This window comes from Mesorhizobium sp. M0184 (assembly GCF_040322215.1).
In the GTDB taxonomy this organism is placed as follows: domain Bacteria; phylum Pseudomonadota; class Alphaproteobacteria; order Rhizobiales; family Rhizobiaceae; genus Mesorhizobium.
In genome coordinates this window covers 32,151-57,470 of record NZ_JAMYSZ010000010.1, presented here as the reverse complement: position 1 = coordinate 57,470, position 25,320 = coordinate 32,151, and the positions used below count along the sequence as shown (strand labels likewise).

General features: G+C 62.0%; 30 protein-coding genes. 19 read left to right on the top strand and 11 right to left on the bottom strand.

The features are described 5' to 3' along the window. Nucleotides 1-62: 62 nt before the first annotated feature. On the bottom strand, nucleotides 63-239 hold the full coding sequence (locus NKJ23_RS14390) for a CsbD family protein (RefSeq protein ID WP_352680717.1): 177 nt from the start codon (nucleotides 237-239) through the stop codon (nucleotides 63-65). A 147-nt stretch (nucleotides 240-386) separates the two neighbouring features. On the opposite strand from NKJ23_RS14390, the gene NKJ23_RS14385 reads away from it, so the two are divergent. Both NKJ23_RS14385 and NKJ23_RS14380 read left to right on the top strand, forming a co-directional pair. Further along, nucleotides 387-1,055, top strand: coding sequence for a glutathione S-transferase family protein (locus NKJ23_RS14385; RefSeq protein ID WP_352680716.1), 669 nt, complete (start codon nucleotides 387-389; stop codon nucleotides 1,053-1,055). Nucleotides 1,056-1,138: 83 nt separating this feature from the next. Next, complete coding sequence (locus NKJ23_RS14380; RefSeq protein ID WP_352680715.1) at nucleotides 1,139-1,894, top strand: SDR family NAD(P)-dependent oxidoreductase; 756 nt, start codon at nucleotides 1,139-1,141, stop codon at nucleotides 1,892-1,894. 19 nt (nucleotides 1,895-1,913) lie between these two features. Here the strand turns inward: NKJ23_RS14380 and NKJ23_RS14375 are convergent, their stop codons facing one another. Continuing rightward, a complete protein-coding gene (locus tag NKJ23_RS14375; protein WP_352680714.1) occupies nucleotides 1,914-2,765 on the bottom strand; it encodes a LysR family transcriptional regulator in 852 nt (283 codons plus the stop codon). A gap of 97 nt (nucleotides 2,766-2,862) precedes the next feature. Between NKJ23_RS14375 and NKJ23_RS14370 the strand changes: the two genes are divergently transcribed. The 7 genes from NKJ23_RS14370 (at nucleotide 2,863) to NKJ23_RS14340 (ending at nucleotide 6,345) form a co-directional block, all read left to right on the top strand. Next, the gene (locus NKJ23_RS14370; protein ID WP_352616790.1) at nucleotides 2,863-3,324 is read left to right on the top strand and encodes a RidA family protein; all 462 of its coding nucleotides are present in this window, start codon (nucleotides 2,863-2,865) and stop codon (nucleotides 3,322-3,324) included. 46 nt (nucleotides 3,325-3,370) lie between these two features. Then, the gene (locus NKJ23_RS14365) at nucleotides 3,371-4,159 is read left to right on the top strand and encodes an SDR family oxidoreductase (RefSeq protein ID WP_352680713.1); all 789 of its coding nucleotides are present in this window, start codon (nucleotides 3,371-3,373) and stop codon (nucleotides 4,157-4,159) included. A gap of 435 nt (nucleotides 4,160-4,594) precedes the next feature. Then, complete coding sequence (locus NKJ23_RS14360) at nucleotides 4,595-4,804, top strand: cold-shock protein (protein ID WP_010915421.1); 210 nt, start codon at nucleotides 4,595-4,597, stop codon at nucleotides 4,802-4,804. Nucleotides 4,805-5,152: 348 nt separating this feature from the next. Continuing rightward, nucleotides 5,153-5,380: a hypothetical protein gene (locus NKJ23_RS14355; protein ID WP_023677608.1), complete on the top strand. Its 228-nt coding sequence runs from the start codon at nucleotides 5,153-5,155 to the stop codon at nucleotides 5,378-5,380. Next, nucleotides 5,380-5,787, top strand: a complete 408-nt coding sequence (locus NKJ23_RS14350; protein ID WP_352517839.1) for a hypothetical protein — start codon at nucleotides 5,380-5,382, stop codon at nucleotides 5,785-5,787. The genes NKJ23_RS14355 and NKJ23_RS14350 overlap by 1 nt, the downstream gene beginning before the upstream one ends. A 1-nt stretch (nucleotide 5,788) precedes the next feature. After that, the gene (locus tag NKJ23_RS14345; RefSeq protein ID WP_023722752.1) at nucleotides 5,789-5,953 is read left to right on the top strand and encodes a hypothetical protein; all 165 of its coding nucleotides are present in this window, start codon (nucleotides 5,789-5,791) and stop codon (nucleotides 5,951-5,953) included. A 50-nt stretch (nucleotides 5,954-6,003) separates the two neighbouring features. Continuing rightward, complete coding sequence (locus NKJ23_RS14340; protein ID WP_352517854.1) at nucleotides 6,004-6,345, top strand: YkgJ family cysteine cluster protein; 342 nt, start codon at nucleotides 6,004-6,006, stop codon at nucleotides 6,343-6,345. Between the two features lie 34 nt (nucleotides 6,346-6,379). Here the strand turns inward: NKJ23_RS14340 and NKJ23_RS14335 are convergent, their stop codons facing one another. After that, on the bottom strand, nucleotides 6,380-7,300 hold the full coding sequence (locus NKJ23_RS14335; RefSeq protein ID WP_352517838.1) for an AraC family transcriptional regulator: 921 nt from the start codon (nucleotides 7,298-7,300) through the stop codon (nucleotides 6,380-6,382). Between the two features lie 170 nt (nucleotides 7,301-7,470). Between NKJ23_RS14335 and NKJ23_RS14330 the strand changes: the two genes are divergently transcribed. Beyond that, nucleotides 7,471-7,890 carry a nuclear transport factor 2 family protein gene (locus tag NKJ23_RS14330; protein ID WP_352517837.1) on the top strand — a complete coding sequence of 140 codons (420 nt, stop codon included), beginning with the start codon at nucleotides 7,471-7,473 and terminating at the stop codon, nucleotides 7,888-7,890. Nucleotides 7,891-7,976: 86 nt separating this feature from the next. Next, the gene (locus tag NKJ23_RS14325; protein ID WP_352680712.1) at nucleotides 7,977-8,588 is read left to right on the top strand and encodes a LysE family translocator; all 612 of its coding nucleotides are present in this window, start codon (nucleotides 7,977-7,979) and stop codon (nucleotides 8,586-8,588) included. A gap of 26 nt (nucleotides 8,589-8,614) precedes the next feature. Here the strand turns inward: NKJ23_RS14325 and NKJ23_RS14320 are convergent, their stop codons facing one another. The 3 genes from NKJ23_RS14320 to NKJ23_RS14310 are packed head-to-tail and all read right to left on the bottom strand — an operon-like array spanning nucleotide 8,615 to nucleotide 10,525. Then, nucleotides 8,615-9,001, bottom strand: a complete 387-nt coding sequence (locus tag NKJ23_RS14320) for a nuclear transport factor 2 family protein (RefSeq protein ID WP_352680711.1) — start codon at nucleotides 8,999-9,001, stop codon at nucleotides 8,615-8,617. 16 nt (nucleotides 9,002-9,017) lie between these two features. After that, a complete protein-coding gene (locus NKJ23_RS14315; RefSeq protein ID WP_352452750.1) occupies nucleotides 9,018-9,464 on the bottom strand; it encodes an OsmC family protein in 447 nt (148 codons plus the stop codon). Between the two features lie 50 nt (nucleotides 9,465-9,514). Further along, nucleotides 9,515-10,525 carry a zinc-dependent alcohol dehydrogenase family protein gene (locus NKJ23_RS14310; protein ID WP_352680710.1) on the bottom strand — a complete coding sequence of 337 codons (1,011 nt, stop codon included), beginning with the start codon at nucleotides 10,523-10,525 and terminating at the stop codon, nucleotides 9,515-9,517. 95 nt (nucleotides 10,526-10,620) lie between these two features. On the opposite strand from NKJ23_RS14310, the gene NKJ23_RS14305 reads away from it, so the two are divergent. Beyond that, nucleotides 10,621-11,220, top strand: coding sequence for a TetR/AcrR family transcriptional regulator (locus tag NKJ23_RS14305; protein ID WP_352452748.1), 600 nt, complete (start codon nucleotides 10,621-10,623; stop codon nucleotides 11,218-11,220). A gap of 93 nt (nucleotides 11,221-11,313) precedes the next feature. On the opposite strand, the gene groL is transcribed toward NKJ23_RS14305, so the two are convergent. Further along, nucleotides 11,314-12,969, bottom strand: a complete 1,656-nt coding sequence (gene groL, locus NKJ23_RS14300) for a chaperonin GroEL (RefSeq protein ID WP_352680709.1) — start codon at nucleotides 12,967-12,969, stop codon at nucleotides 11,314-11,316. 65 nt (nucleotides 12,970-13,034) lie between these two features. Beyond that, nucleotides 13,035-13,331, bottom strand: coding sequence for a co-chaperone GroES (groES, locus tag NKJ23_RS14295; protein ID WP_352680708.1), 297 nt, complete (start codon nucleotides 13,329-13,331; stop codon nucleotides 13,035-13,037). Between the two features lie 218 nt (nucleotides 13,332-13,549). Here groES and NKJ23_RS14290 point away from each other — a divergent pair, with 218 nt between their 5' ends. Beyond that, nucleotides 13,550-14,485 (top strand): bifunctional helix-turn-helix transcriptional regulator/GNAT family N-acetyltransferase, encoded by a 936-nt coding sequence (locus NKJ23_RS14290; protein WP_352680707.1) that lies wholly within the window; start codon nucleotides 13,550-13,552, stop codon nucleotides 14,483-14,485. Nucleotides 14,486-14,525: 40 nt separating this feature from the next. On the opposite strand, the gene NKJ23_RS14285 is transcribed toward NKJ23_RS14290, so the two are convergent. Beyond that, on the bottom strand, nucleotides 14,526-15,914 hold the full coding sequence (locus tag NKJ23_RS14285) for an FAD-binding oxidoreductase (protein WP_352517857.1): 1,389 nt from the start codon (nucleotides 15,912-15,914) through the stop codon (nucleotides 14,526-14,528). A gap of 140 nt (nucleotides 15,915-16,054) precedes the next feature. On the opposite strand from NKJ23_RS14285, the gene NKJ23_RS14280 reads away from it, so the two are divergent. The 5 genes from NKJ23_RS14280 (at nucleotide 16,055) to NKJ23_RS14260 (ending at nucleotide 23,472) form a co-directional block, all read left to right on the top strand. Beyond that, nucleotides 16,055-16,963, top strand: coding sequence for a LysR substrate-binding domain-containing protein (locus tag NKJ23_RS14280; RefSeq protein WP_352517858.1), 909 nt, complete (start codon nucleotides 16,055-16,057; stop codon nucleotides 16,961-16,963). A gap of 156 nt (nucleotides 16,964-17,119) precedes the next feature. Continuing rightward, nucleotides 17,120-17,599: a MarR family winged helix-turn-helix transcriptional regulator gene (locus NKJ23_RS14275; RefSeq protein WP_352517870.1), complete on the top strand. Its 480-nt coding sequence runs from the start codon at nucleotides 17,120-17,122 to the stop codon at nucleotides 17,597-17,599. Further along, nucleotides 17,596-18,774, top strand: a complete 1,179-nt coding sequence (locus NKJ23_RS14270) for an HlyD family secretion protein (RefSeq protein ID WP_352517859.1) — start codon at nucleotides 17,596-17,598, stop codon at nucleotides 18,772-18,774. The genes NKJ23_RS14275 and NKJ23_RS14270 overlap by 4 nt, the downstream gene beginning before the upstream one ends. 304 nt (nucleotides 18,775-19,078) lie before the next feature. Next, nucleotides 19,079-20,614, top strand: coding sequence for a DHA2 family efflux MFS transporter permease subunit (locus NKJ23_RS14265; RefSeq protein ID WP_352579230.1), 1,536 nt, complete (start codon nucleotides 19,079-19,081; stop codon nucleotides 20,612-20,614). 173 nt (nucleotides 20,615-20,787) lie between these two features. Continuing rightward, a complete protein-coding gene (locus NKJ23_RS14260) occupies nucleotides 20,788-23,472 on the top strand; it encodes an EAL domain-containing protein (RefSeq protein WP_352680706.1) in 2,685 nt (894 codons plus the stop codon). 43 nt (nucleotides 23,473-23,515) lie between these two features. On the opposite strand, the gene NKJ23_RS14255 is transcribed toward NKJ23_RS14260, so the two are convergent. Then, on the bottom strand, nucleotides 23,516-24,031 hold the full coding sequence (locus NKJ23_RS14255; protein ID WP_023674330.1) for a CAP domain-containing protein: 516 nt from the start codon (nucleotides 24,029-24,031) through the stop codon (nucleotides 23,516-23,518). A gap of 195 nt (nucleotides 24,032-24,226) precedes the next feature. Beyond that, entirely contained in the window at nucleotides 24,227-24,721 is a 495-nt protein-coding gene (locus NKJ23_RS14250) for a MarR family winged helix-turn-helix transcriptional regulator (protein WP_051406070.1), read from the bottom strand. A 62-nt stretch (nucleotides 24,722-24,783) separates the two neighbouring features. Between NKJ23_RS14250 and NKJ23_RS14245 the strand changes: the two genes are divergently transcribed. Further along, a complete protein-coding gene (locus NKJ23_RS14245; protein ID WP_352680705.1) occupies nucleotides 24,784-25,233 on the top strand; it encodes an SgcJ/EcaC family oxidoreductase in 450 nt (149 codons plus the stop codon). Nucleotides 25,234-25,320 lie beyond the last annotated feature (87 nt).

Sequence of the window (25,320 nt, the reverse complement as noted above, 5' to 3'; positions counted from 1 at the left end):
GGGCAGGAGAGGGCCAAAAAAGGCGGCCGAGCCGCCTTTTCCTGGTTCACGAAGGGCCGGCGTCAAAGCGCCTTCTTCACCTTCTCCTTCACGTCGCCGTAAGCCTGCATCTTGCCGGTCGCCTTGTCGACGTCGCCTTCGGCCTCGGCGCGCCTGTTGCCGGTGGCCTTGCCGGCGGTCTGCTTGACCGAGCCCTTGGCTTGCTTGGCAACGCCGGCAACCTGATCCTTGTTCACCATCTCGCATCTCCTGGACCGTTCGCCTGGAGAAACGGTCGCGGATCGCTTAGGTTCCGGGTTCTGCCCGTCGATTGGGATAGCTTCCGGCCGCGAAGCCGACAGGATAGGGTGCACCAGAACGCCCGAACAGACAGGGCCGGAGGGACAATGGCTGAATTCACACTCTTCATCGGCAACAAGTGTTTTTCGTCGTGGTCACTGCGGCCGTGGCTGGCGATGAAGTATCTGGAGATCCCGTTCGAGGAAGGTCTTGTGCGCCTGCGCACGCCCGAGACCGCGGCCAATCTGGCCAGGATATCGCCGACCGGCCAGGTGCCGGTGCTGAACCATCGGCTGCCGAATGGCGAGGTCCGGATCGTCTGGGAAACCCTTGCCATCCTTGAATATCTCGCCGAGCTGTTTCCCGGGAAAAAGCTCTGGCCGGCCGACATCGGCGCCCGCGCGCTGGCCCGCTCGGCGGCGACAGAGATGCATTCCGGCTTTCGCGAGGTCCGCTATGGCTGGCCGATGAATTTGCGCCGGCCGAAAGGCCACAGGCCGCTCGACGCCGAAGGTGAGGCGCAACGGGCGCGCATCGAGGATTTGTGGCGGCAATGCCGCGAAAAGCACGGCAAAGGCGGCCCGTTCCTGTTTGGCCGTTTCACCGCGGCCGACGCCATGTACGCGCCGGTCGTCACCCGCTTCGACACCTACGGTGGCACGCTGGCGCCCGACACCCGCGCCTATGTCGACGCCGTGCTTTCGATGCCGGCGATGCGGCACTGGTATGCCGAGGCGGCGAAAGAGCCTTGGCCGGAGCCCGGCCCAGACGAGTAGAGCCGAGCAACCGGCAAGCTGGTCTTCCACTTCGCGGCCCGCGGCCTATCTGAAGATCGGGCAGGGGCCTTGGAGACTTCACAATGACTTCTGTTTCTTCCGCACTAGCCGGCAAGGTCGCACTCGTCACCGGCGCCTCCTCGGGCATCGGCGAGGCAACGGCTGTGGCGCTCGCAGCCGCCGGGGCCAAGGTGGCGATTGCCGCACGCCGCGCCGATCGTCTCGAAGCGCTGGCCGCACGTATCGAAAAGGCCGGCGGCACGGCGCTCCGCATCCAGGCCGACGTCACCAGCAACGACGATGTCACCGCCATGGTCGACAAGGTTGTCGCCGAATGGAGCCGCCTCGACATCCTCGTCAACAATGCCGGGGTGATGCTTCTGTCGCCCGCCGCCGAGGCGGTGCTCGACGACTGGCGCCGCATGGTCGAGCTCAACCTGTTGGCGCTGATGGGCGTCACCAAGGCGGCGCTGCCGCATCTGAGGGCCGCCAAGGGTCACATCGTCAACGTCTCGTCAGTCGCCGGCCGTGTCGCCAATCCCGGCGCCAGCGGCTATGCAGCAACCAAGTTCGGCGTCGTCGGCTTTTCCGAATCGCTGCGCCGCGAAGTCTACGCCGACAAGGTTCGCGTCACCGTCATCGAGCCCGGCCTGGTACGCACCGAGCTCGGCGACCACATCACCAATCCGACGTTCAAGGCTGATCTGGATAAGCGGCTTGCCGCCATGGAGGCGCTTACCGCCGAGGACATCGCCGCGGCCATTCTTTACGCGGTGTGCCAGCCGGCACACGTCAACGTCAACGAGATCGTCATCCGCCCGACCGACCAGGAGCGGTGAATGACGTCAGATCTTTTCGCTACGTCTCGAAACCCGCCCGCAGGAAATCGCCACACTCCTCGACCAGCCGGGACGGGTCCCTCGCGAGATAGACGCCGAAATCCGCTGTCGGCGCCGGCGGCAGGTTGAAGCGTCCGTTGAGGCTTTGGCAGTCGGGCGGTAGTCCTTCCTGCAGCAGAAGGCCGATGCCAAGCCCGGCCCTCAGCGCCGAGTTCAGTGTCGCGAAGGTCGACACGCGGCAGCCGATCTTCCAGCCGATCCCGGCCTCGGCGAGCGAAGCCAGCATCCTGTCCTGCCAGGAGCAGGCGCCTTCGAAGATGATCAGCGGAAGCTCAACCTCGTCATCGATCTCGATCATGCGGCTTGCCGCCCAGACCAGCTGTCGTGACAGATGGCCTCGCGGCGCCTTTGTGAAGCGCGCCGGATCGGCCATGACGATGTCGCATTTTCCTTCGCCCAGCGACTTGCTGAGATCGGTGCTGCTGGCTGATGTCAGCTCGATCTCCACGGAAGGATGCCGGCGGCGGAAGTCGGCGATGATCAACGGCAGCCGTGTCACCGCCAAATCCTCGACGATGCCCAGCCGGACACGGCCGACCAGCCTGCGGCCCTCTATCTCGCGCCTGGCATCGTCGCCGATCGCGATGGCCTTGCGGGCGAAGGCGAGCAGGATCTCGCCGGCCTCGGTCAGCGTCACGCCGCGCGGCGAACGGCGCAGCAGCTCGGCGCCGACTTCGCCCTCGAGGCGCTGAAGCTGCATGCTCACCGCCGCCTGGGTGCGGGCAAGCCGATCGGCGGCCCGGCTCACCGTTCCCGTATCGGCCACGGTGACGAAGGCGCGCAGCAGCCTGACGTCGATATCACCAGTCATAAAAATTCCTGATAGCTGGGTCAGCACTATCAGGCTATCCGAAAGCCCGGTCTGAATTCAAGGTCCGCTCGCGCCAACGAAAACAGGAGCAGCCACCTTGTCCTACAGAAGAAGATTTGAGGAGTTCGGTGTCGCCTGGCCGTCGCTCGATCGGCCCGCTTTGCCGTTCTCGCCGACGGTTCGGGTCGCAGACATCGTCTATGTCTCCGGTCAGATCCCCGAGATCGGGCAGGAGATCGCTGCGATCGGCCAGGTCGGCGCAGAGATCGATCTGGCCGCGGCGCGGAACGCCGCCCGGCTCTGCGCGGCCAACATCGTCTATTGGCTGGACAAGGAATTGGACGGCAATCTCGACCGCGTCGTGAGATTCGCCAAGCTGACCGTCTATGTGAACGCGGCGGCCGGCTTTGCGGCCTATTCGGAGGTCGGCAACGGAGCATCCGAATTTCTGCTCCATGTTTTTGGCGAGCGTGGCGAGCATGCCCGCTGCTCGCTCGGCATGGCCGGCTTGCCGGCCAATGTTCCGGTCGAAGCCGACGCCATTGTGCATGTACGCTAGGGAAGTCGCCCGAAATGGGCAGTGAAACCAAGAGGACGCTTGGCTGATGGCTGCAAATCTTGAGGGAAGGAAGGCGCTTGTTCTCGGCGGAGGCAAGGGCCTCGGTTTCGGCGTCGCCGAAGCGCTCGCGGCGAAAGGCGCCGAGATCATCCTGGTCGGACGAGGGGAGGAGACCCGGGATGCGGCGCGGCACGCAATCGAGTCCGCCGGCCACATCTGCTCGACTTTCAGCGCCGATCTTTCCGATAACGACAGCGTCTCCCGGCTGATCCGTGCCATCGAGGACGAGCATCAGCGGATCGACATCGTCCTGCTCAATGGCGGCGGCCCGCCGCCCTTCGCGGCCAGCGTCTTCGATGCGAGCGTCTGGGAGAAGCAGTTCACCAGCATGGTGCTGAGCCAGATGCGCATCGCCATTTCTTTCCTGCCAGGCATGCGGGCGCGGCGCTGGGGACGCATCATCGCCGTTTCCTCCACGTCCGTCCGCGAGCCGATCCCCGGCCTCACCGCTTCGAATGCGTTGCGCGCGTCGCTTGCCGGCTGGGCCAAGACCCTGGCCGGCGAAGTGGCGGCGGACGGCGTCACCGTCAACCTGTTGCTGCCTGGCCGTTTTGCGACGGACCGGACGAAGCAGTTCGACGCGATGGACGCCGCCGACAGGGGTGTGGACGCTGCTGTGATCGCCGCCGAGAGTCAGGCCGAAATCCCGGCAAAGCGCTACGGGACCCCCGCCGAATTCGGCGCGGTTGCCGCATTCCTGGCCAGCGACGACGCCGCCTATATCACCGGCGTGGCTTTGCCGGTGGATGGTGGGCTCAGCCGCGGCATGCTGTGAGGGGCAGGCGGCGCGAATGCTCGCATCACACAGGAACGCCCCTCGTGCCTTTTATCTGCGCGGGGGGCGTCCTGTTTGTCGTCCGCCTCTCTCAAGATCGCTCTTTCAAGAACGGCTTTCGACACCGAAAGAATGCCCGCGGTGCCAAAATGGTTCCCGGCTAAGTGGTTTTTTCGGCGGGCAATAGCCCGGCTTTCGCCGTCCGATGTGCTGGCGCGGGCCGCCGCCGCGCGTCTTCGCGAGTGTGGCAAATCAAAAAAATTGACACAACGCGCAAAGAAGTCTATAAGAATTTTGTCGATATTTGTTTGACCGACTTTTGTTATCCGCGTGCTTAGGCGCGCCTTTGGCGAACTTCCCCCATCAAAATCGAGACAAACGTTGTTGTGCATCCGCATGACGGCGAACGAATATTTGCCATGGAAAGGGTTCGTTATGAGCACAGGCACAGTTAAATGGTTCAACGCCACCAAGGGTTTTGGTTTTATTCAGCCTGACGACGGTTCTGCCGACGTTTTCGTCCACATCTCAGCCGTCGAGCGCGCCGGAATGCGCGACATCGTCGAGGGCCAGAAGCTTGGCTACGAGATGGTCCGCGACAACAAGTCGGGCAAGATGTCCGCCGACCAGTTGAAGGCGGCCTAAAACGGAATTCAGCCTCACCGGTGACCACGGATGTACTGGCACCGGTGAATGGCAAATTCCAGCGCATGATCGCGGGATGTTAAATCTCGGAGCGGATCATGTGCATTGAGAAGAACGTTTCTTTGCGCGTTTCTCGGGATGCGCAGGCGCTCTTATGGAAGGTCAGGCGGTGCCTGGCCTTTTTCATTTTTGCGCTTCGACCGCCGAAAGAGCGCTGCTCGACGGCCCGGACGTGCTAAGGACGTTCCAGCAATTTGAACCGGCTGCCGTATTGCTTTGTGCGGGATCCTGGCCGAAAGACCAGTCTCGCCACTTTTCGGCGGCGTGCTCCGAACCGGGAGAAAGACCTTGACCGCAACTTCAAAAAAACCCCGCGACCAGGCCGAATCCATTTTCAGCAAGACGCGGACCCAGTCGATGTCGCTCGACCGCATCAATTCCGAACGGGATGCCGTCAGCCAGGCCCGCGAAGCCAAGACCGCGCGGCTGCGCGAATTGCGGCTGGAGAAGGAAGCCGACGACATGGCGGCGGCGGTTGCGCTCGCGGCCTCGCCGAAACGCGCAGGCAAACGCTGATGGCCACCAAACGCGTGCCTCAAAAGGCGATCGCCGCAGATTCGACCATCGCCGATGTCGTGGGCGAACTAGACAAGCCGGTCGAATATGTCCGGCGCGTGCTCGAAAAGCTCGAGCGCTGCAGGCGTGTCCACGGCGATGCCCAGGTTCGGCTCGGCGTGCGCGGTCGTGCCGAATGCCCCAATTATCTGATTGAATACGTCCGGGAAAACGCCAAGACCCGCGAGCGCATGACCTTTCAGGATGCCGCTTACAGCGGCAGCACGCATCGCGAGCTGGCGCCCCGGCACATCGAGGAAGCCAGGAACTGGTCGCCCGAAGAAATGAACATCACGGCCGTTTCGGCGCTCATCGGCCGCCTTCGCAATCCGAATGCGCCATCATCGCGTTTCTCTGACGAGGATTGATATGGCAATCAAGTTTTCCGCCAAGGGCCAGCCGGCAGCGCCTGCTGCCGCCGTGAAGCCGGCCAAGCCGGCGGCCGCGCCAAAAACCGGCGAAGCCGCCGAAGCGGGCACCGATCTGTTCAGGTCGCCGGCGGAAGCACCGCCGCGCAAGCCCAAGAAGAAATAGCGTCCTTGCAGCAAAATGCCGACCGGAAATCTGCGCCAAGGCTGCTTGCCCTGGCGGTCGCAGAGGAGTTTTCGTCGCCACAAGAGGGCGTCGGTCCGATTGCCTTCGATTGCCAGACCTGTGGCGCCTGCTGCGCCTACTCGTCCAGATGGCCGCGCTTCTCCACCGAGGATGACGCGCAGCTCGACCTTATCCCGCAAAAATACGTGGCTGCCGACGAAGCCGGTATGCGCTGCGACGGCGCGCGCTGTTCGGCACTGTGCGGCGAGGTCGGCAAGTCAACGGCCTGCGGCATCTACGACATCCGCCCCGACGTCTGCCGCGCCTGCATGCCGGGCGATGACGACTGCCTGATCGCGCGTCGGGCTCACGGTCTGCCGACGCTTGAATGACGGCCCTCGGGCTGGCGTCCCAGTTTGAATTTCGTCAATCAGATGCGCGAAAGTCGCTGCGGTAGAGGCCGGGCGATCGTCCGGTCAATCGTTTGAATGCCTGCGAGAACGACGGCACCGATTCATATCCGACGGCGCGCCCGATCTCGCCAATGTTCTGGTTCGTTTCCCGCAGAGCCTTGGCGGCAAGGTTCATCCGCCACCGGGTCACATAGGACAGCGGCGGCTGTCCTACCAGTTGAGCGAAGCGACGCGCGAAGGTGGCCCGGGACTGTGCTGCGCCGCTGGCAAGGGAAGCGATGGTCCAGGGATTGCCCGGCCGCTCGTGGATCAGGCGCAAAGCCTGCGCAATGCCTTTGTCGCGCAAGGCGCCAAACCATCCCCCTGTTCCGAGTGGCTGATGTTCGATCCAGGCGCGCAACAAGAAGATCAACGTGCTGTCGAGAAGGCGTGGGGCGACAATGTCGTGGCCGCCGAGATCGCCTTTCGCTTCGACCTGCAGAAGTTCCAGGGCAAGCCGCAGCGGCTCGCTGGTGTCGATCTGATTCCGGGTCAAATGAATCAGCGGAGGAAGCAGCGAAACCATCGGATATGGCCCGACGCCGTCGAGTGAATATCTCGCACAAAGAAGAGTTGTCGCGCCGCTCTCGCTTTTCGGTTCCAGTCCGCTCCGATTTGCGGAAAGGACGGCGGATATCGATGCCGTCGGTGCATCCGCCGGATTGCAAAGGGCATGCCCGATACCGCTCGCGACAAGGATGACATCTCCCTCGCCTAAGCGGATCGGCTCCCTTTCACCGGCTAACCGCAGCCAGCATTCGCCGTTCTGTATGACGTGGATGGCGGCATTCCTTGTCGGATCCACCGAAATACCCCATGGCCGATGCAGGGTCGCGCTGCCGATCATGGCGCTGCCAAATCTCAGCGAAGCAAGAACTTCGGACAAGGCGTCCATGAGAACCATCCTCCAACGATGAATAGGACGACGCTATTAGACGATTGGATAAGAATCTAGTGGAATAGCGTATCGACCATCTCACAATCGCAACAGATCATGTTGGCAATGTCGGCGTGCGGACGCTCCTGTCCACACCGGGCAGAAGCAGGCACGGGAAGGAGCAAAACATGCGTGACGAACCATCAAATCCATTTCCAGCCGAGAGTCATAATTCGCTCGAGACCAACAAGACGATCGTCCTGGACTTCATCGACAAAGCAGTAAACCAAGGCAACATCGAAGCTGCTTCGATGCATTTTGGCGAACGCTACATCCAACACAATCCGAACATTGCGGATGGTGCGGAAGGCTTCAAAGCCTATCTGCAGCAGCTCAAACAGTCATTTCCCCTCGTGAAGGGAGAGGTGAAGCGGATTTTTGCCGAAGGGGATTTCGTCATCGTGCACATGCACGCAAAACGCGAACCGGAGGAGGAGGGCTTGGCCATTGTCGACATTTTCAGGCTGAAGGACAGCAAGCTGGTCGAACACTGGGAAGTTCGGCAGCCTATTGCCGATAGCAAGCTGCACGCCAACAGCATGATCTGAATTCGCATAGGCTCTCAGGCCGGCTTGTGCCCGCACGTTTCGCTGATTACGCTGCCGGCGGCAGGGCCAGCACCGGGAGACCATCTGTGAGCATCGAATTTCTGTTGACGTCGCTGATTGTCGTGGCTTCGCCCGGCACCGGCGTTCTCTATACGCTGAGCGCCGGGCTTTCGCGTGGTGCGCGCGCCAGCATCATTGCCGCTTTCGGCTGCACGCTCGGCATCATTCCGCACATGGCGGCCGCCATCACCGGCCTCGCGGCGCTGCTGCATACCAGTGCCGTCGCCTTCGAGACGCTGAAGTATCTCGGCGTCGCCTACCTGCTCTACATGGCCTGGAACACGCTGAAGGAGAAGGGCGGCCTGAGCGTCGAAGAAAATGTGGCGCCGCGCTCGGCCGGCAAAGTGATCACTTCGGGCATCCTCATCAACATCCTCAATCCGAAGCTGTCGATCTTCTTCTTTGCCTTCCTGCCGCAATTCGTCAGCACCACCGAACCGCATGCGCTGTCGAAAATGCTGGAGCTCAGCAGCATCTTCATGCTGCTCACCTTCGTGGTCTTTGTCAGCTATGGCATTTTTGCCGCGTCGATCCGCAGCCATGTCGTGTCGCGGCCAAAGGTGCTGACCTGGATGCGCCGCACCTTCGCCGGTGCCTTTGTCATGCTCGGCGCCAAACTGGCGCTGGCGGACCGGTAGACAGGAAGATCGCGGGCAGCGCCAACCTAACCCTTCACGTAGCCCATGGCCTCGACGATCTGCCCGTCCGCCACGCGCATCAGGTTGACGCCGCGCAGCGATCTGCCGTCGGCCATGCAGTAGCGCCAGCGGATCGTCGCCCGGTCGCCGGCGACGAAGGTTTCTTCGATGTCGAAGCGCGTGCCGGGTCCGGTCGCGATCGCCGACCACAGTTCGACGCAGGCGCCCTTGCCGATGCGGCGGGCGCCGTCCGGGGCCGGCGTGGTGTTCTCGATCACGCAATCTTCCGCCACCAGATCGTCGAGCGCCGAAGGGTCGTGGCGCTGGAAGACGTCGTTGTAGCGCCGCATGATCTCGGCCGTTTCGGCGGAGCGTTTGGCCGCCGCGATGTCGATGATGAGTTCCTGTGTCATTGGATATTCCTTCCCTTCAGTGATCGGTAGCGGTTTCGACGAGGCGGGCCTTGAGCGTGATCACGGCGACGCCGGCCAGCGCCCGCGACACGAGGCAGCTCTCCTTGGCCGTCTGCGCCAGCCGCTCGAACTCCCCCGCCGCCAGCCCGGCGACGCTTGCCTCGGTCTCCAGCTCGATACGGGTCAGCGTCGGTCCGGCCGCGGTGGCGCTGAGATGCGCTTTCGCGATCGTGTGGATGCGTGCGGGAGTGTAACCTTCGCGGCCGAGGATGGCGCTCAGCGCCATCGAGAAGCAGCCGGCATGCGCCGCGGCAATCAATTCCTCGGGGTTGGTGCCGGGACCGTTCTCGAAACGCGACGGGAACGAGTAGGCGCCTTCGAAGACGCCGCTGCCGAGCTTCAGCCGGCCCGAACCCTCCTTCAACGATCCCTGCCATTGGGCCTCTGCTTCACGAATGGTCATTGTGTCTCTCCTTTGATTTGAGGGGTCGATCAGATTTTGGGGCGGACCAGTCAGGCGCTGTCGACGACCACTTTCCCGAAGACGTCGCCTTGCTGGAAATAGCGATAGGCGTCGTTGGCCTCTTCGAAGGCGAACACCTTGTCGATGACAGGCTTAAGCCGATGCACCGAGATGGCGCGCAGCATGGCTTCGAGGTTGGTGCGATTGCCGACGAACAGGCGGCTGATGGTGGCGAGGCTGCGCTGGTAGACCGGGCCGGGGATCTGCACCGTCCCGCCTTTCGCATCCTGTATGGTGAGAAGCACGATGCGCCCGTAAAGCGCGCAGGCGATCATCGATTGCGCGAAGGTCGGCGGGCCGCCGGTCTCGACGACGAGGTCGATGCCGCCGGTCTGCTCTCGCACCGCAGCACCCCATTCCGGCATGTCGGCGGTCGAGACGACGAGGTCGGCGCCTAGCGCCTGCAGCCGGTCCAGCTTCTCGTTGCGCGAGGTAACCGCCACGACACGGCAGCCGAGCAGCTTGGCGAATTGCAGCGCAAATAGCGCGACGCCACCTGAACCGATGACAAGAACCCATTGGCCGGGCTTCGGCATTTCGGCCCCAGTCACGGCATTCCAGGCGGTCAGGCCGGCGCAGGTTAGTGTCGCCGCTTGATGCCGGTCGAGATGATCGGGAAGCCGCACCGCCCATTGCTCGTCGAGCACGGCGTATTCGGCCAGCATCCCGTCCAGCGTGCAGCCAAGCTGGTCGATCAGACCGGCATTGATGCGGCCATCGATCCAGCGCGCAAAATAACTGCCGGTGACGCGGTCGCCGACGGCAAAGCGGGTGACGGCATCGCCGACCGCAACGACTTCACCGGCGCCGTCGCTCAGCGGAACGACCCCTTGGCGCGGCGCCAGCGGATAGCTGCCGTTGAGGATCATCGTGTCGCGGCGGTTGAGCGAAGCGGCGCGGACACGCACGACGATCTCGTGCGGCTTCGGCGTCGGCTGCGCCTCGTCGCGCATCACCAGGCACTTGGTCCCGCAGGTTCCTTCAAGACGATAACTGCGCATTTGCCTCTCGATATGTAGACTGATCTACATATTATGTAGACCGATTGTCATATTCGAGGCAAGGCCTATAATGCTCACTCCTGACAGAGGTTGACATGGCGAACGACACCCGTACCCGCATACTCGAGACCACGGGACGCCTGCTTCGGCAGCGCGGCTATCACGGCACTTCGCTCAACGACATATTGAGCGCCTCAGGCGCGCCGAGAGGCTCGCTCTATTTTCATTTTCCGGGCGGCAAGGACCAGCTGGTCATCGAGGTGACGCGCGACAGCGTCGCCGATGTGACGCAGAGGCTGGACGCCGCACTCGCTGCCGAAAAGGATCCGGCGGTGGCCGTCCACCACATTTACCAGTCGGTCGCCCGCATGTTGGAGGACAATCGGTTCACGCTCGGTTGCCCGATCGCGCCCGTGGTGTTGGACTCGCCGACAGACGTGCCGGAACTGGCCGAATTGTGCCGGTCCGCCTTCGAGCAGTGGATAGGCTTGCTCAGGGCGGCCTTCGTCAGGGCAGGGGTGCCCGAGCGCCGCGCGTACGCGCTCGCATTGCTGGTCGAATCATCGCTGGAAGGGCTGATGGTGATCGCACGCGCCACCCACGACCGCGCCCCGGTGCTGGCGGTAGCCGATGAGGTCGCGGCGCTGATTGAGGGGGCATTGCCGGCCAAGAGTGCCGCTGCCGCGGTGCATTGATATCGCCGCTTGAGCCGGGGCAGCCCGCTATGAAGCAAACAAAAAGGGCGGCATCGCTGCCGCCCTTTCCGTAAGCTTGCGAGATTGGCTGGATTAGAAATCCATGCCACCCATGCCGCCCATGCCGCCGCCGCCCATGCCGCCAGGCATGCCGCCGCCAGCCGACTCCTTCTTCGGAGCCTCCGCGATCATGGCTTCGGTGGTGACCAGCAGGCCGGCGACCGAGGCCGCGTCCTGCAGAGCCGTGCGCACAACCTTGACCGGATCGACGATACCCATGGCGATCATGTCGCCATATTCGCCGGTCTGGGCGTTGTAGCCGAAGGTTGCCCCCTTGTTCTCAAGGATCTTGCCGGCAACGATCGATGCTTCCGCACCGGCGTTGGCCGCGATCTGGCGGGCCGGAGCCTGCAGCGCGCGGCGCACGATGCTGATGCCGGCGGCCTGGTCGGAGTTGGCGCCGGTTGCCTTGATGCTCAGCGAAGCGCGCAGCAGGGCGACGCCGCCGCCGGGAACGATGCCTTCTTCGACGGCCGCGCGGGTCGCGTTGAGGGCGTCATCGACGCGGTCCTTCTTTTCCTTGACTTCCACTTCGGTCGCACCGCCGACGCGGATGACGGCAACGCCGCCCGCCAGCTTGGCGAGACGTTCCTGCAGCTTCTCCTTGTCGTAGTCCGAGGTGGTCTCCTCGATCTGCTGCTTGATCTGGGCGACGCGGCCCTGGATTTCGGCCTTCTTGCCGGCGCCGTCGACGATGGTGGTGTTCTCCTTGGAGATCGACACCTTCTTGGCGCGGCCGAGCATGTTCAGGCCGACATTCTCGAGCTTGATGCCGAGGTCTTCGGAAATGACCTGGCCACCGGTGAGGATGGCGATGTCTTCCAGCATGGCCTTGCGGCGATCACCGAAGCCCGGCGCCTTGACGGCGGCGATTTTCAGGCCACCGCGCAGCTTGTTGACGACCAGCGTGGCCAGGGCCTCGCCTTCGACATCTTCCGAGATGATGACCAGCGGCTTCGAGGTCTGCACGACGGCCTCGAGGATCGGCAGCATGGCCTGCAGGTTGGAGAGCTTCTTCTCGTGGAGAAGAATGTAGGCGTCTTCCAGATCCGCAACCATCTTCTCGGCGTTGGTGACGAAGTAGGGCGAGAGATAGCCGCGGTCGAACTGCATGCCTTCAACGACTTCAAGCTCGGTCTCGGCGGTCTTGGCTTCCTCGACGGTGATGACGCCCTCATTGCCGACCTTCTGCATCGCTTCCGCGATCATCGAGCCGACCGACACGTCGCCATTGCCGGCGATGGTGCCGACCTGGGCAACCTCTTCCGAGGTCTTGATCTTCTTGGCGTTCTTGATCAGCGTCGCGACGACGTCGGCGACGGCGAGGTCGATGCCGCGCTTGAGGTCCATCGGGTTCATGCCGGCGGCAACCGACTTGTGGCCTTCCTGGACGATCGACTGTGCCAGAACGGTCGCGGTGGTGGTGCCGTCGCCGGCGATGTCGTTGGTCTTCGAAGCAACTTCGCGGACCATCTGCGCGCCCATGTTTTCGAACTTGTCCTCAAGCTCGATTTCCTTGGCGACGGTGACGCCGTCCTTGGTGATGCGCGGCGCGCCGAACGACTTGTCGATGACGACGTTGCGGCCCTTGGGGCCGAGCGTGACCTTCACCGCGTCGGCGAGGATGTTGACGCCGCGCAGCATGCGCTCACGAGCGTCGCGGGAGAATTTTACGTCTTTGGCAGCCATTTTTTACTCCTGGGCATTTCGCCCGAAATTCAGATTGGATGGTGCGGATGAAAGGCGGCGGCGTGTCAGCCGATGACGCCCATGATGTCCGCTTCCTTCATGATCAGAAGGTCTTCGCCGTTGAGCTTGACTTCGGTGCCCGACCACTTGCCGAACAGGATGCGGTCGCCGGCCTTGACGTCCAGCGGGACGAGCTTGCCGGCTTCGTCGCGGGCGCCGGAACCGACGGCGATGATCTCGCCTTCCTGCGGCTTTTCCTTAGCCGTATCGGGGATGATGATCCCGCCCGCGGTCTTGGATTCGGATTCGACCCGACGAACGACCACGCGGTCATGAAGCGGGCGGAACTTCGACTTTGCCATTTTTTATTCCTCGATGAGAATGGTGAGAACAGTTCCTCCGTCCGGCGGCGCCGGACATGTGGTTAGCACTCATCTTGGGGGAGTGCTAACGTGGCGCTGAAATAGGCTGGCAACTCGCGCGAGTCAAGGCGCCCGGTGAGCATCATCAGGAACAATTGCTTCAAACAGATACTTGACTAAGTCAACTAAATCGCTGATCTTGCCGGGAGGAGGATGCCATGACCATTCATGATCACCCAGGCAAGGAGCTGATCGACGCGGTGCGGGCCTTCAACCGCTTCTACACCCGCCAGATCGGGCTGCTCGACGAAGGGCTGCTGAAAAGCACCTTCTCGCTGACCGAGGCGCGGGTGCTCTATGAGCTGGCCCATCGCGATGGCCTGACCGCCACCGACCTTGCACGCGATCTCGGCCTCGATGCCGGTTATCTCAGCCGGCTGCTGAAGAAGTTCGAGGAGCGTGATCTGGTCGAGCGCGCCACGATGGAGGCGGATGCGCGGCGCTCGTCGATCGCGCTGACCAAGGCCGGGCGGCAGGCCTTCGCGCCGCTGAACCAGGGTTCGCACGACCAGGTCGCGGCTTTGCTCGAACGGCTTTCGGTTGCCGAACAGGACAGGCTGGTCAAGGCCATGCAGACGGTGCAGCTTCTGCTGGGCGGAAGCGCCGAACCCAAAATTCCCTATATGCTGCGGTCCCTGCAAGTCGGCGACATCGGCTGGATCATCCATCGGCAGGGCCTGCTCTACGCGCAGGAATATGGCTGGGACGAAACCTATGAAGCGCTGGTCGCCGAAATCCTCGGTGTCTTCGTCAAATCCTTCGATCCGAAATGGCAACGCAGCTGGATCGCCGAGCGGGAAAGGGAGGTCGTCGGCTCGGTCTTCGTCGTGCGCCAGTCGGACGCGGTGGCGAAATTGCGCCTGCTCTATGTCGAGCCGTCGGCGCGCGGCCTCGGTATCGGCAAGCGGCTGGTCGAGGAATGTATCGGCTTTTGCCGCGCCACGGGTTACACGACACTGACGCTGTGGACCAACGACGTGCTCGCCGCCGCCCGCCACATCTATGAGGCTGCGGGTTTTAAATTGGCCAACGAGGAGCGCCACCATTCCTTCGGCAAGGATCTGGTCGGCCAGAACTGGAATTTGGAGCTGTAGCAGCGCCGCAGAATTTCGAGCATCGGCCTGGGGCGGTCGCTCAGGTCGCAGGCTTGATGTTTTGGTTCAAGCGAAAGAAATTGGTGGGATCATACTTGTTCTTTAGTGCGGCCAACCTCGGATAATTCTCGCCGTAAGCCGCCAGAACCCGATCAGTGCCCTCTTCGCCGAGATTATTCGCATAGACGCCGCCGGTCGAGAACGGTCTCATTGCATCCCACAGGTCGCGCGCCCATCGGATGTGCGTTTCGTCGTCAGACGGATTGTCCCAGATCGATATCGGGAAGCAATCGTAAAGTGCATCTCTGTTGGCGTAGGGCGTTCCGTCCATCGGTACTCGCGAGATGGCGCCGCCAACCTGCTGCAGGACCAGAAGCGATTCGCTGGGTGCAGTCATGTAAGCCGCAAGCATGGTATCGATCGCCTGATCTGTGATTTCGCGCATGAACTGCGCCTTCCAGTAGTAGCGCCGCCCGCGCGGAAAGAGGCTGTCCCCGGCCGATTGGATTTGAAGATAGGGGACAGGAGCAATCCGGCGCTCAACTGGCGTGCCATACTCTCTCAGAGGTTGAATGATTTGCTGGCCTTCGTCGAGTGGGCCGATGTAGCACGCCGATATGCTGAAGAAGCGTTCGCCCGAGGGCGCCGTCACAAGTGCTGCATCCAGGCTCAGCTCATCCGGGGCGCCGCTCGAGAACGCACGATAGAACCGCATCGCTTCGCGTGCCTCTTCGTAGCGGTATAGCATCGATCCCGCGATGAGGAGCGGACCCACGGGATGGAGCTTGTATTCGAAGGTGGTGACTATTCCGAAATTGCCGCCGCCGCCCCGAATGCCCCAGAACAAATCTGCATTTTCGGCCGCGTTTGCCGTGAGCAAGCGGCCGTCCGCTGTCACGATTTCGACAGCAACAAGGTTGTCGCAGCTCAGTCCATGTTTGCGGCCAAGCTTGCCGAACCCGCCGCCGAGTGTCAGTCCGGCTATGCCGGTATCCGCGTTGACACCCATGGTCGTCGCAAGACCATGGACCTGTGTGGCTGCGTCGAACTCGCCCAGGTTCAGGCCGGCTTCTGCGCGCGCAACACGGCGGATCGGGTCGACTTCGATCCGCTTCATGCGTGACACATCGATCACCAAGCCGCCGTCGCATACCGAACTGCCGGCGACGTTATGACCACCGCCGCGGACGGCGACGAGGAAGCCTTGCGATCGGGCGAAGTTGACGGCCGTGACGACATCGCTGGATTCGACGCAATAGAAGACAGCCGCCGGCCTCTTATCGACCATGCCATTCCAAACTCTGCGCGCCTGGTCATAGCCAGGGTCGTCCGGAAGGATCAGATCGCCGCTAATCGCCTGCCTGAGCCGGGCGATATCTGGCGCCTGCAACGTCGGCTCGGAACCGTCTATAAGCTTGAACATGCTCATCGAGGGATACCCTTCGTGATCCAGCACGGTTGGACAGGCCGCTGTCGTTCACCGGATCACAATGATCTCATGCGGCGCCATTCGCTGCAAAATCGAATATCTCAGTCGCTGGATGAGCTAAATTCATCTAAACTGCCTGGATGAGAAAACTTCCGCCGCTCGGGTCGCTTCGCGCCTTCGAAGCCGCTGCCAGGCTGATGAGCTTCAGGAAGGCCGCGACGGAACTCGGAGTGACGCCAACGGCCATCAGCCACCAGATTCGATTGCTGGAGGAGGTCTGTGGGCAACTGCTGTTCCGGCGGCGCCCACGACCGCTCGTGCTCACAGGCGTGGGCGAACGGCTATTCCCGGTAATTTGCAGCGGCTTCGACGCTTTCGCTGCGGCAATAGCATCAGCCTCGGCCGGAGTTGGCCAACGCCCGTTGCGCGTGACGAGCCCAAATGCATTTGCCAGCCGATGGCTGGTTCCGCGCCTGTCGAAGTGGCGCGAACAGCATCCGAACATTCCACTGGAGATCATCGGGACAGACGCCGTTCTGGACCTGCGAGCCGGTGACGCCGACGTCGCGATCCGCTATGCGCGCAGGATGCCGCGGGATGTTCCCGCGCAGGAAATTTTTCGGGACGCATTCTTTCCGGTATGCAGCCCGGAGTTGTTCGCAGGAGGCGACCGACAGATCGAGCGCGCCGCCGATCTGCTGCAATACCCGCTCATCCATTTCAATTGGACGAACCGCGACCCGGAAGCGCCGACTTGGCAACGATGGCTGGCGATCGCACGCTCGATCGATCCCAGCATCCCCAATGCCAACCAGGCATGGGACCTAAGCTTCCGCGAAGAGCTGCACGCGATTGACGCGGTAGCGGCAGGCCAAGGTATCGCTATCTGCAGCGATGTGGTCGTCAGTGGCGAACTCGAGGCTGGCAGGCTAGTCAAGGCACATGATCTCTGTCTGCCAGGCTATGGCTTTTACCTTGCCTGCGTAGCCAATCACCCCCGACAAGCGCATATCGAAGCGTTTTCCGCCTGGATGAGATCGATAGTCTGAGCATCTGAACGCCGATCTTCTGCATGCTCGTCACAAGCGCCCGGCGTAATAAATTGCTAACCACGATCGCCCTGCACCGACTGCCATGCACACTTGCCGGCTTCTGGCACAATCCGGCTCCTTGAATTATGAGCACGCTTATTATATATGTCGCTCATGGTTTCCGACGGCATCGACAGATTGGGCTTTTTGATCCACGACGTGCAGCGCCTGATGCGCAAGCGCTTCGAGGCGCGCGCCAGTGGTTTCGGCCTTTCTTCGGCGCAATGGCGGCTTCTGGTACGTGTCGCCAAGGAGGCGGGTGTCGCGCAGGCGCGGCTTGCCGAGCTTCTCGAAATCGAGCCGATCAGCGTCTCGCGTCTTGTCGATCGCATGGAGGAGGGCGGCTGGATCGAGCGCCGTCCCGACGCAACCGACAGGCGAGTGCGCATGATTTTCCCGACCGCCAAGGCCAACGCGGCCTACACCCACGTCAAGAGCCTTGCCGGCGAGGTTTATGAGGAATCGCTCGTTGGCGTTTCGCCGGAAGATCGCCACGTCCTGGTCAGGGCGCTGGAGACAATGGTGCAGAATCTTGCAGATGGTGAGACGCCGCCCTCGGAAAAAGTGAAGAATACGGAAGGCGCAGCAGCATGAACGCGGTAGCCAAACTAGATGAGAATGCGGCCAAGCTGGAGATGGAAGCTCCCGCGAAGCCGGCGGCAGCTCCGGTAACGGTCGCTCCGCAGATAGCTCCGGCGCCGGTGGCGCCGAAGAAGAAGCGCCGTGCCGGCCGCTTCCTTTTGATGTTTGTGCTGCCCGCTGCGTTGATCGCCGGCGGCAGCTATGTCTGGGTGACCGGCGGCCGCTATCAGGAGACCGAGAACGCCAATCTGCAGCAGGCCAAGGTGTCGATAGCCGCCGATACGGCGGGCCGCATCGTTCAGGTCGACATTTTCGACAACCAGTCTGTCAAGCAGGGCGACGTGTTGTTCGCTATCGATCCCGAGCCCTACCGGATCGCATTGGCCCAGGCCGACGCGGCGGTGGCTGGCGCACGGCTCAATGTCGAGCAGCTGCGTGCGGCCTACAGCCAGGCGCTGGCGCAGGAGAAGTCCGACGAAAGCCAGGTCCAGTACGCGCAGTCGCAATATGACCGCGCCGCCGACCTTGCCCGCAAGGGCATCAACGCCAAGTCGTCTCTGGACGAAGCCAAGAACGACCTCGACAAGGCGAAGCAGCAGCTGGCCGTGGCCCAGCAAGGGATCGCCAGCGCCAAGGCGGCACTTGGCGGCAATCCCGACATCGAGACCGACAAGCATCCAACGGTAATGGCGGCGCTCGCCGCACGCGACAAGGCGGCCTACGATCTGGTCCAGACCACGGTCAAGGCACCTGCCGACGGCATCATCAGCCAGGCCGCTTCGTTCAAGGTCGGCCAGTATGTCGGTTCGGGCACGCCGCTGTTTTCGCTGGTCGAGACCGGCGACACCTGGGTCGACGCCAATTTCAAGGAAACCCAGCTCACCAACATGAAGCCGGGCCAGAAGGCCGAAATCGTGGTCGATACCTATCCGGGCAAGACGTTCGAAGCCACCGTCAAGGCGATCGGCGCCGGCACCGGGGCCGAGTTCTCGCTGCTGCCCGCGCAGAACGCCACCGGCAACTGGGTCAAGGTCACGCAGCGCATTCCGGTCCGCCTGGAATTGGCCGATGCCGACGCCAAGACGGCGCTGCGCACCGGCATGAGCGCGACGGTCACGGTGGACACCGGCGTTTCCCGCGGGCTGCCGAGCATTTTCGGCCGCGCCACGGCAGGCGAGGCCAGGTAAAGAGGCCTGGTAGCGGCCGCATAGCAAACAGCGAGATGGATGCAGGATTGGTCCGAGGGAGGCGCAGGAAAAGTTGAATGCGTGGACGGGCTGCGCTGTAGCCTGCCTGAGCAGACAACGCCGCGCAGGATCTTCGGTCCTCAGGTTTCCGGGCGGCAGGCGCCCGCTTGTCGAGACGCTCAGTCGATGTAACCCCCACATCGATGCTCGCGTCCCACCGCGATGAGGGTCTCTCTACAGCGAGGGCCTCGCCGTCCGGAAACCTAATGTACACGTTTTTGTTACCTGCTGGAAGTTTTAGGTCATGAGCAGCCCAGAACCCTTTCGCGAAGTACCGCACCGCGGCCTGATCACAGTTGCGCTCATGCTTGCGACGATCATGCAGGCGCTCGACACGACGATCGCCAACGTTGCGCTGCCGACCATGACCGGCGATCTCGGCGCCTCCCCCGACAACATCAACTGGGTGCTGACCTCCTACATCGTTGCCGCGGCGATCATGACGCCGGTGACCGGCTGGCTTGCCGACCGCTTCGGCCGCAAGGAGCTGTTCCTGACGGCCGTGGTCGGTTTCACCGTCTTTTCAATGCTGTGCGGCATCGCCTGGAGCCTTGAGACCATCGTTTTGTTCCGGCTCATGCAAGGCGTGTTCGGCGCGGCCATCGTGCCGCTGTCGCAGACCTTCCTGCTCGACATCAACCCTAGGGAACGCCACGGCCAGGCCATGGCCATCTGGGGCGCCGGCATCATGCTGGGACCAATCCTTGGCCCGACGCTGGGTGGCTGGCTGACCGAGAATTTCAACTGGCGCTGGGTGTTCTTCATCAACCTGCCGGTCGGCATCATCGCCTTCCTTGGCATGGCCGCATATCTTCCCAGCGTCGCCCGTCGCGTGCGCAGCTTCGATTTCTTCGGCTTCACCATGCTCTCGCTCGGTGTCGGCGCGCTGCAGCTGATGCTCGATCGCGGCGGCGAGGTCGACTGGTTTTCCTCGATCGAGATATGGATCGAGCTTGGTCTTTCCATCACCGGTTTCTGGGTATTCACCATCCACACGTTGACGGCGGAGCACCCCTTTATCGACCCGAAGATATTCCTCGACCGCAATTTCGTCACCGGGCTCGCGTTCATCTTTGTCATGGGCGTGCTCATCCTGGCGAGCATGTCGCTGCTGCCGCCAATGCTGTCGACCATCTTCGGTTATCCGACCCTCACCATAGGCATCGTCTTGGGCCCGCGCGGTGTCGGCACGATGATCGCGATGCTGTTCGTCGGGCGGATCATGCACAGGATCGATGCCAGGATCCTCGTCGTCATCGGCTTCCTGCTGACCGCGCAATCGCTCTACACGATGTCGAGCTTTTCGCCGCAGATGGACAACTGGCTTATCCTCAGCTCCGGCGTCATCCAGGGCCTTGGAATGGGAATGGTGTTCGTGCCGCTGTCCACCGTGGCTTTCGCCACGCTCGACGCACGCTTCCGCACCGATGCAACGGCGCTGTTCAGCCTGGTGCGCAATCTTGGCTCGTCGATCGGCGTATCGGTGGTGACGGTTCTGCTGGTACGCAACACGCAGATCAACCACGCCGAGCTCTCGGCCTATATCAATGCGTTCAATCCCAACCTCTGGGCGGCATCGCCGGCAGCGGCGGGCGGCGATCCGACGGCGCTGTCGCTGATGGATCGCATGGTCAATATCCAGGCGATGATGATCTCCTACGTCAATGACTTCAAGCTGCTGATGATGATGACACTGCTTGCTGTCCCCTTTGTTTTCCTGCTGCGCAAGCCAAAGGCTGCGCCGCCCGCCGGTGGCGCGCCTGCCGCGCATATGGACTAAGTCTCACGGCTCCGGCACCGCGACCGGCTCACGGCTTCCGTTGCCTGTGCCGGTAGCGTCGGCGTTGAGCCAGTTTCACCTGCCATTAGTATATCCGGACCAATATGCAGTCGCTTTTGGGTTGAAGGCGAGCCTCCTTTGCTTGCCTCAAGCATCAGCGGGAGGAATTGTGTTTGGCCACGAAGTCATCCAGGCAAACCGACGCGCCCGAATCCGCAAATTTGACGACGCTGGCACAACTGGCGACTGCCTCATATGAGGCCCTCGAGCGCGAGCTTCGCGCCACGATTGCGGCACTTCAGGACCAGGCACTGCGGTTCCAGACCGCGATAGAGAACATCTCGCAAGGCATCTGTTTCTTTGATGCCGATGAACGGCTGATCCTGTGCAATCGACGCTATGCGGAAATCTATCGCCTTGCACCGGAGCAATTGCAGCCGGGTGCGGCGCTGCGCGAAATCGTCGAGCGGCGCGTCGCTGTCGGAACCTCGGCAATGAATGCGGACGCTTATCTGGCGTTGGCCCGGGCAGTCAATTCGGGCGCGGCTTCGGGGAACTGGACAGCCGAGCTCGCCGATGGCCGGACAATTCAGGTCTGCCATCAGCCGATGCCTGACGGCGGCTGGGTGGCCACGCATGAGGACATCAGCGAGCTCAGCGCCAACCGCTTGGTCGTCGACGAGCGTATCTCCTTGCAGACGCTGATCGACCTGGTGCCTGACTACATGTGGGTGAAGGACACCGAAAGCCGCTTCGTCGTCGCCAACCGAGCCATTGCGTCCGACAGCGGTCGAGACAGCACGAGCGACATGATCGGTCTGAGCGACTTCGACCTTCACGCGCCGGATCTTGCGCAGAAATTTCGCGTCATCGAGCAGCAACTGATGCGCGACGGACAGCCGATGATCGACGAGGAGGAGTTCGTCGTCGATGCGTCAGGCACCGGCAAATGGTTCCTGTCTACGAAACTGCCGTTGCGCAACGTTCAGAACAACATTTTCGGCCTCGTCGGCATTGCCCGCGACATCACTGCGCGCAAGCAGGCCGAAATCCTTCGCGACGGGCAGGCGCATATCCTCGAGATGATCGCAAAGAGCGCTCCCCTCGAAGACGTGCTCGAGCGGCTCATGCGTCTGGTCGAGTCCCAACTGGCGGGGATATTCGGTTCGGTCTTGCTGCTCGACAAGGATGGCAGCCACTTGCGCCACGCCGCCGCGCCGAGCCTGGCGAGAGACTACACCGACGCCGTCGACGGCGCCGCGGTAGGCCCAAGGGCAGGGTCTTGCGGTACCGCAGTCTATCGGCGCGAGCCGGTGATTGTCGCTGACATCATGCAGGATCCGCTTTGGCAGGACTATCGCGAACTCGCGCGGCCACACGGTTTGCGTTCATGCTGGTCGACGCCGATCCTGTCGCATCAGGGCGCCGTGCTCGGCGTTTTTGCGATGTATTCTGTGACGGTGCGCGAACCGACCGAGGCCGAGGCTCGCCTCATCGATTTCACCACGCGCATCGCCGGGATCGCCATCGAACGCAAACAGGCCGAAGACCGGATCCACTTCATGGCCAATCATGACGTGCTGACCGGGCTCCCCAATCGCGCCTTGTTGGAGGACCGGCTTTCACAGGCAGTCTTGTACGCCCAGCGATACGATCGCTGGGTGACAGTGGTGTTCATCGATCTGGACAATTTCAAATTCGTCAACGACACGCTCGGCCACAATGCCGGCGACGAGCTCCTGAAGATCGTCGCAAGTCGCATGGTCGACTGCGTCCGGGCGACCGATACCGTCGTGCGGCTTGGCGGCGACGAATTCGTCGTCGTGCTTTTCGACCAGCCGGCGAACGTCGATCTCGTTTCCGAGACCTTGCAAAAGCTCAGGGCTGCACTCGCCGAGCCGGTTCAGCTCGGAGCGCATCTTGTGCGGGCGACGGCCAGCATCGGCATTGCCAACTATCCCAAGGATGGGACGGATCCCGATACGCTGCTGGCAAATGCCGACGCGGCCATGTATCGCGTCAAGGAGTTCGGCCGCGATAATTTCCAGTTTTACGCTCCGGAGTTCAACACCAGGGCGCATGAAAAATTCGTGCTTCAGGAAGAGTTGCGAAACGCCTTGGCGCGTTCGGAATTCACGCTGCTCTACCAACCGCAGGTGGACCTTCGGTCAGGTCGGGTTTTTGCGGTCGAGGCGCTGATACGCTGGAACCACCCAACGCTTGGCACGGTAATGCCGACGATGTTCATCCCGACCGCCGAGGAGACAGGTCTGATCGTATCGATCGGCGACTGGGTTCTGCATGAGGCGTGCCGGCAGAACAAAGCCTGGCAAGACGCAGGACTGCCGCCCTTGACCGTTTGCGTGAATGTGTCGGCGCGGCAATTCAGGGAGCGCAACCTGATCGATCGCATCGTCAGCGCGCTGAAGGACAGCGGCCTGGAGGCCAGGTATCTCGAGCTGGAGGTGACCGAGAGCCTTATCATGCAGGATATCGAGCTGGCGGTCGCCACCATGAACGCCCTGCAAAGCCTGGGTGTCCAGATCTCGATCGATGATTTTGGCACCGGCTATTCCAGCCTCAGCGCACTCAAGACCTTTCCCGTGGCGCGGCTGAAGATCGACAAGTCCTTCATCAAGGATCTCGCCGCCGACGAGAACGATCAGGCTGTGGCCAGCGCGGTGATTTCATTGGGGCAAAATCTCAACCTGAGGGTCATCGCCGAGGGCGTTGAGACAGATGATCAGGTGGCTTTCCTGCGCAGAAACAATTGCGACGAAATGCAGGGCTATCATTTCAGCAGGCCGATTTGTGCGCAGGACGTCGAGGAATTGCTCGGCGGCGGCCGCAAAGACTGACGGATCGGTCGCCAGCAGGCTTCTGCCGACCAAATGGCGGAAGTTATCTGCCGAGCACAAGGCACCAGTAGCGAAGCGTGCTGTCGCGGCCGTCGCGCACATAGGCGAGGCCGAAGCGGGTGAAGCGCGGGTCGAGCATGTTGCGGCGGTGGCCTGGCGAATGCACCCAGATATCAAACAGCTTCTGCTGGTCGAAGCGGCCTTCGGCGATGTTTTCGGCGGCAGCGCCGGCAATGCCATTGTCTTTGACGCGCGAGGCAAAGTCCTTGCCCCAGCCGGTGGTGTGGTTCATTCGGCCGCCGCGCGCCATATAGCCGGCCTGCTGCAGCGCCGCCTGCTCGAGCGGCGCATCGGGGACAAGCGGCCCGAGACCCGCCGAAGCGCGGATGCCGGCCAGCGTGCCAGCGGCGGAGGCAGAGACACCGGCGCCTTCGCCGGTGGGCAGCACGGTGGCGCAGGCGACGAGCCCGGCAAGGGCGCCAAGGCCGGCAGCTCTGAGCAGCACGCGCCTGCTTAGGCTTGGTTGGGCCTCATAATTTTCGATTTTCGTAACGGTCATGCCCGCCTGACATAACCGCGATCATGGCTTTTGCCGGGCAGGGCGGTGAAAATGCGTGATGATGGTTTCGACGTGATGGCACTGTGTCAGATTGATTTCACTGCTCAATCGAAACAGGCTTGCTCGGATGGCGGCATTCGCCCAGGCGGCTGTTCGGGCTCGATACGCCCAGGGGCTCGATACCCAGTCAGGCATTCACGGACCGAGAGTTTCTTTTGCCCCATCTTTGCGGCTTGACGAGCGCTGGCGAGGTATCCTCGGTTGCAAATTTTCTCTGGGGGATATCGCTTGCAGTGACGACCGGAGCGATTCGTACGCCTGAGCACCAAGCAGCCTCCGGTATTGGTCTTCGAGACGCTGATTGAAATCGTGGACGGTCCGGATCACCGCAAGCGCCGCGTTAGTTGCAACGATTAATTTGGCCCGTCGGTCGTTCGGATCATGCGAGCGCCGAACATAACCGAGGCGCTCCAGTTCATCGATCAACTCACCCATCGATGCTTTGCCAATGCCCGCACGCTCTGCGAGGACGCTGGGTCGGGTTCCCTCCGCGTCGATGTTGGCGAATACAGCGCCGTGTTTGGGCTTGATTGCCGAATGGCCGCTCTCCCGGAGAACCTGGACCAAAGCGCTCGCCGACGATTGATAAGCATAGAGAAGCAGAGACTGCGTGTATGGCTGATTATCCATCTTTCCAAACTTATATGGTGCCCATATAGTATGGCAACCGAACTATATGGCAGGAGGTCAGCATGGCTACCGGCAACGTCCGAACTGAAGGGGTGGAAAGTGTCGCGCACAGGCTGATCGAAGCTTGGAATCGTCACGATGCTCGCGCCTTTGCCGCCGTATTCGCGGCAGATGCCGAATTTACAAACGTCTTCGGTATGCAGGCGACTGGACGTGACAAGATCGAGCAGTTCCATGCCCCAATTTTTGAGAAGATGTTCAAGCACAGCCACCTATCCGCCGAAAGCGTGCGGAACAGGCTTGTTCGCCCTGATGTTGCCACGCTCGACCTGCGGTGGTCCATGACTGGCGCGCTCGATCCGATGGGAAACGAATGGCCGCGTCGGCGCGGATTAATCAGCGTAGTGGCGACGCGGGATCATGATGAATGGTTGATTGCAACGATGCACAATATGGAACTTGGGGACGATCAAATGGCAAAGTCTCAGGAGAAACTTCAAGAGCATAAGTAGGCTCTTCATTCACACAGAATCAAAAGCGACAGCCAGCCAGCATGGTCAAGCCGATCTGATCGGGCAACGAGATCGAACGGCGGGTCA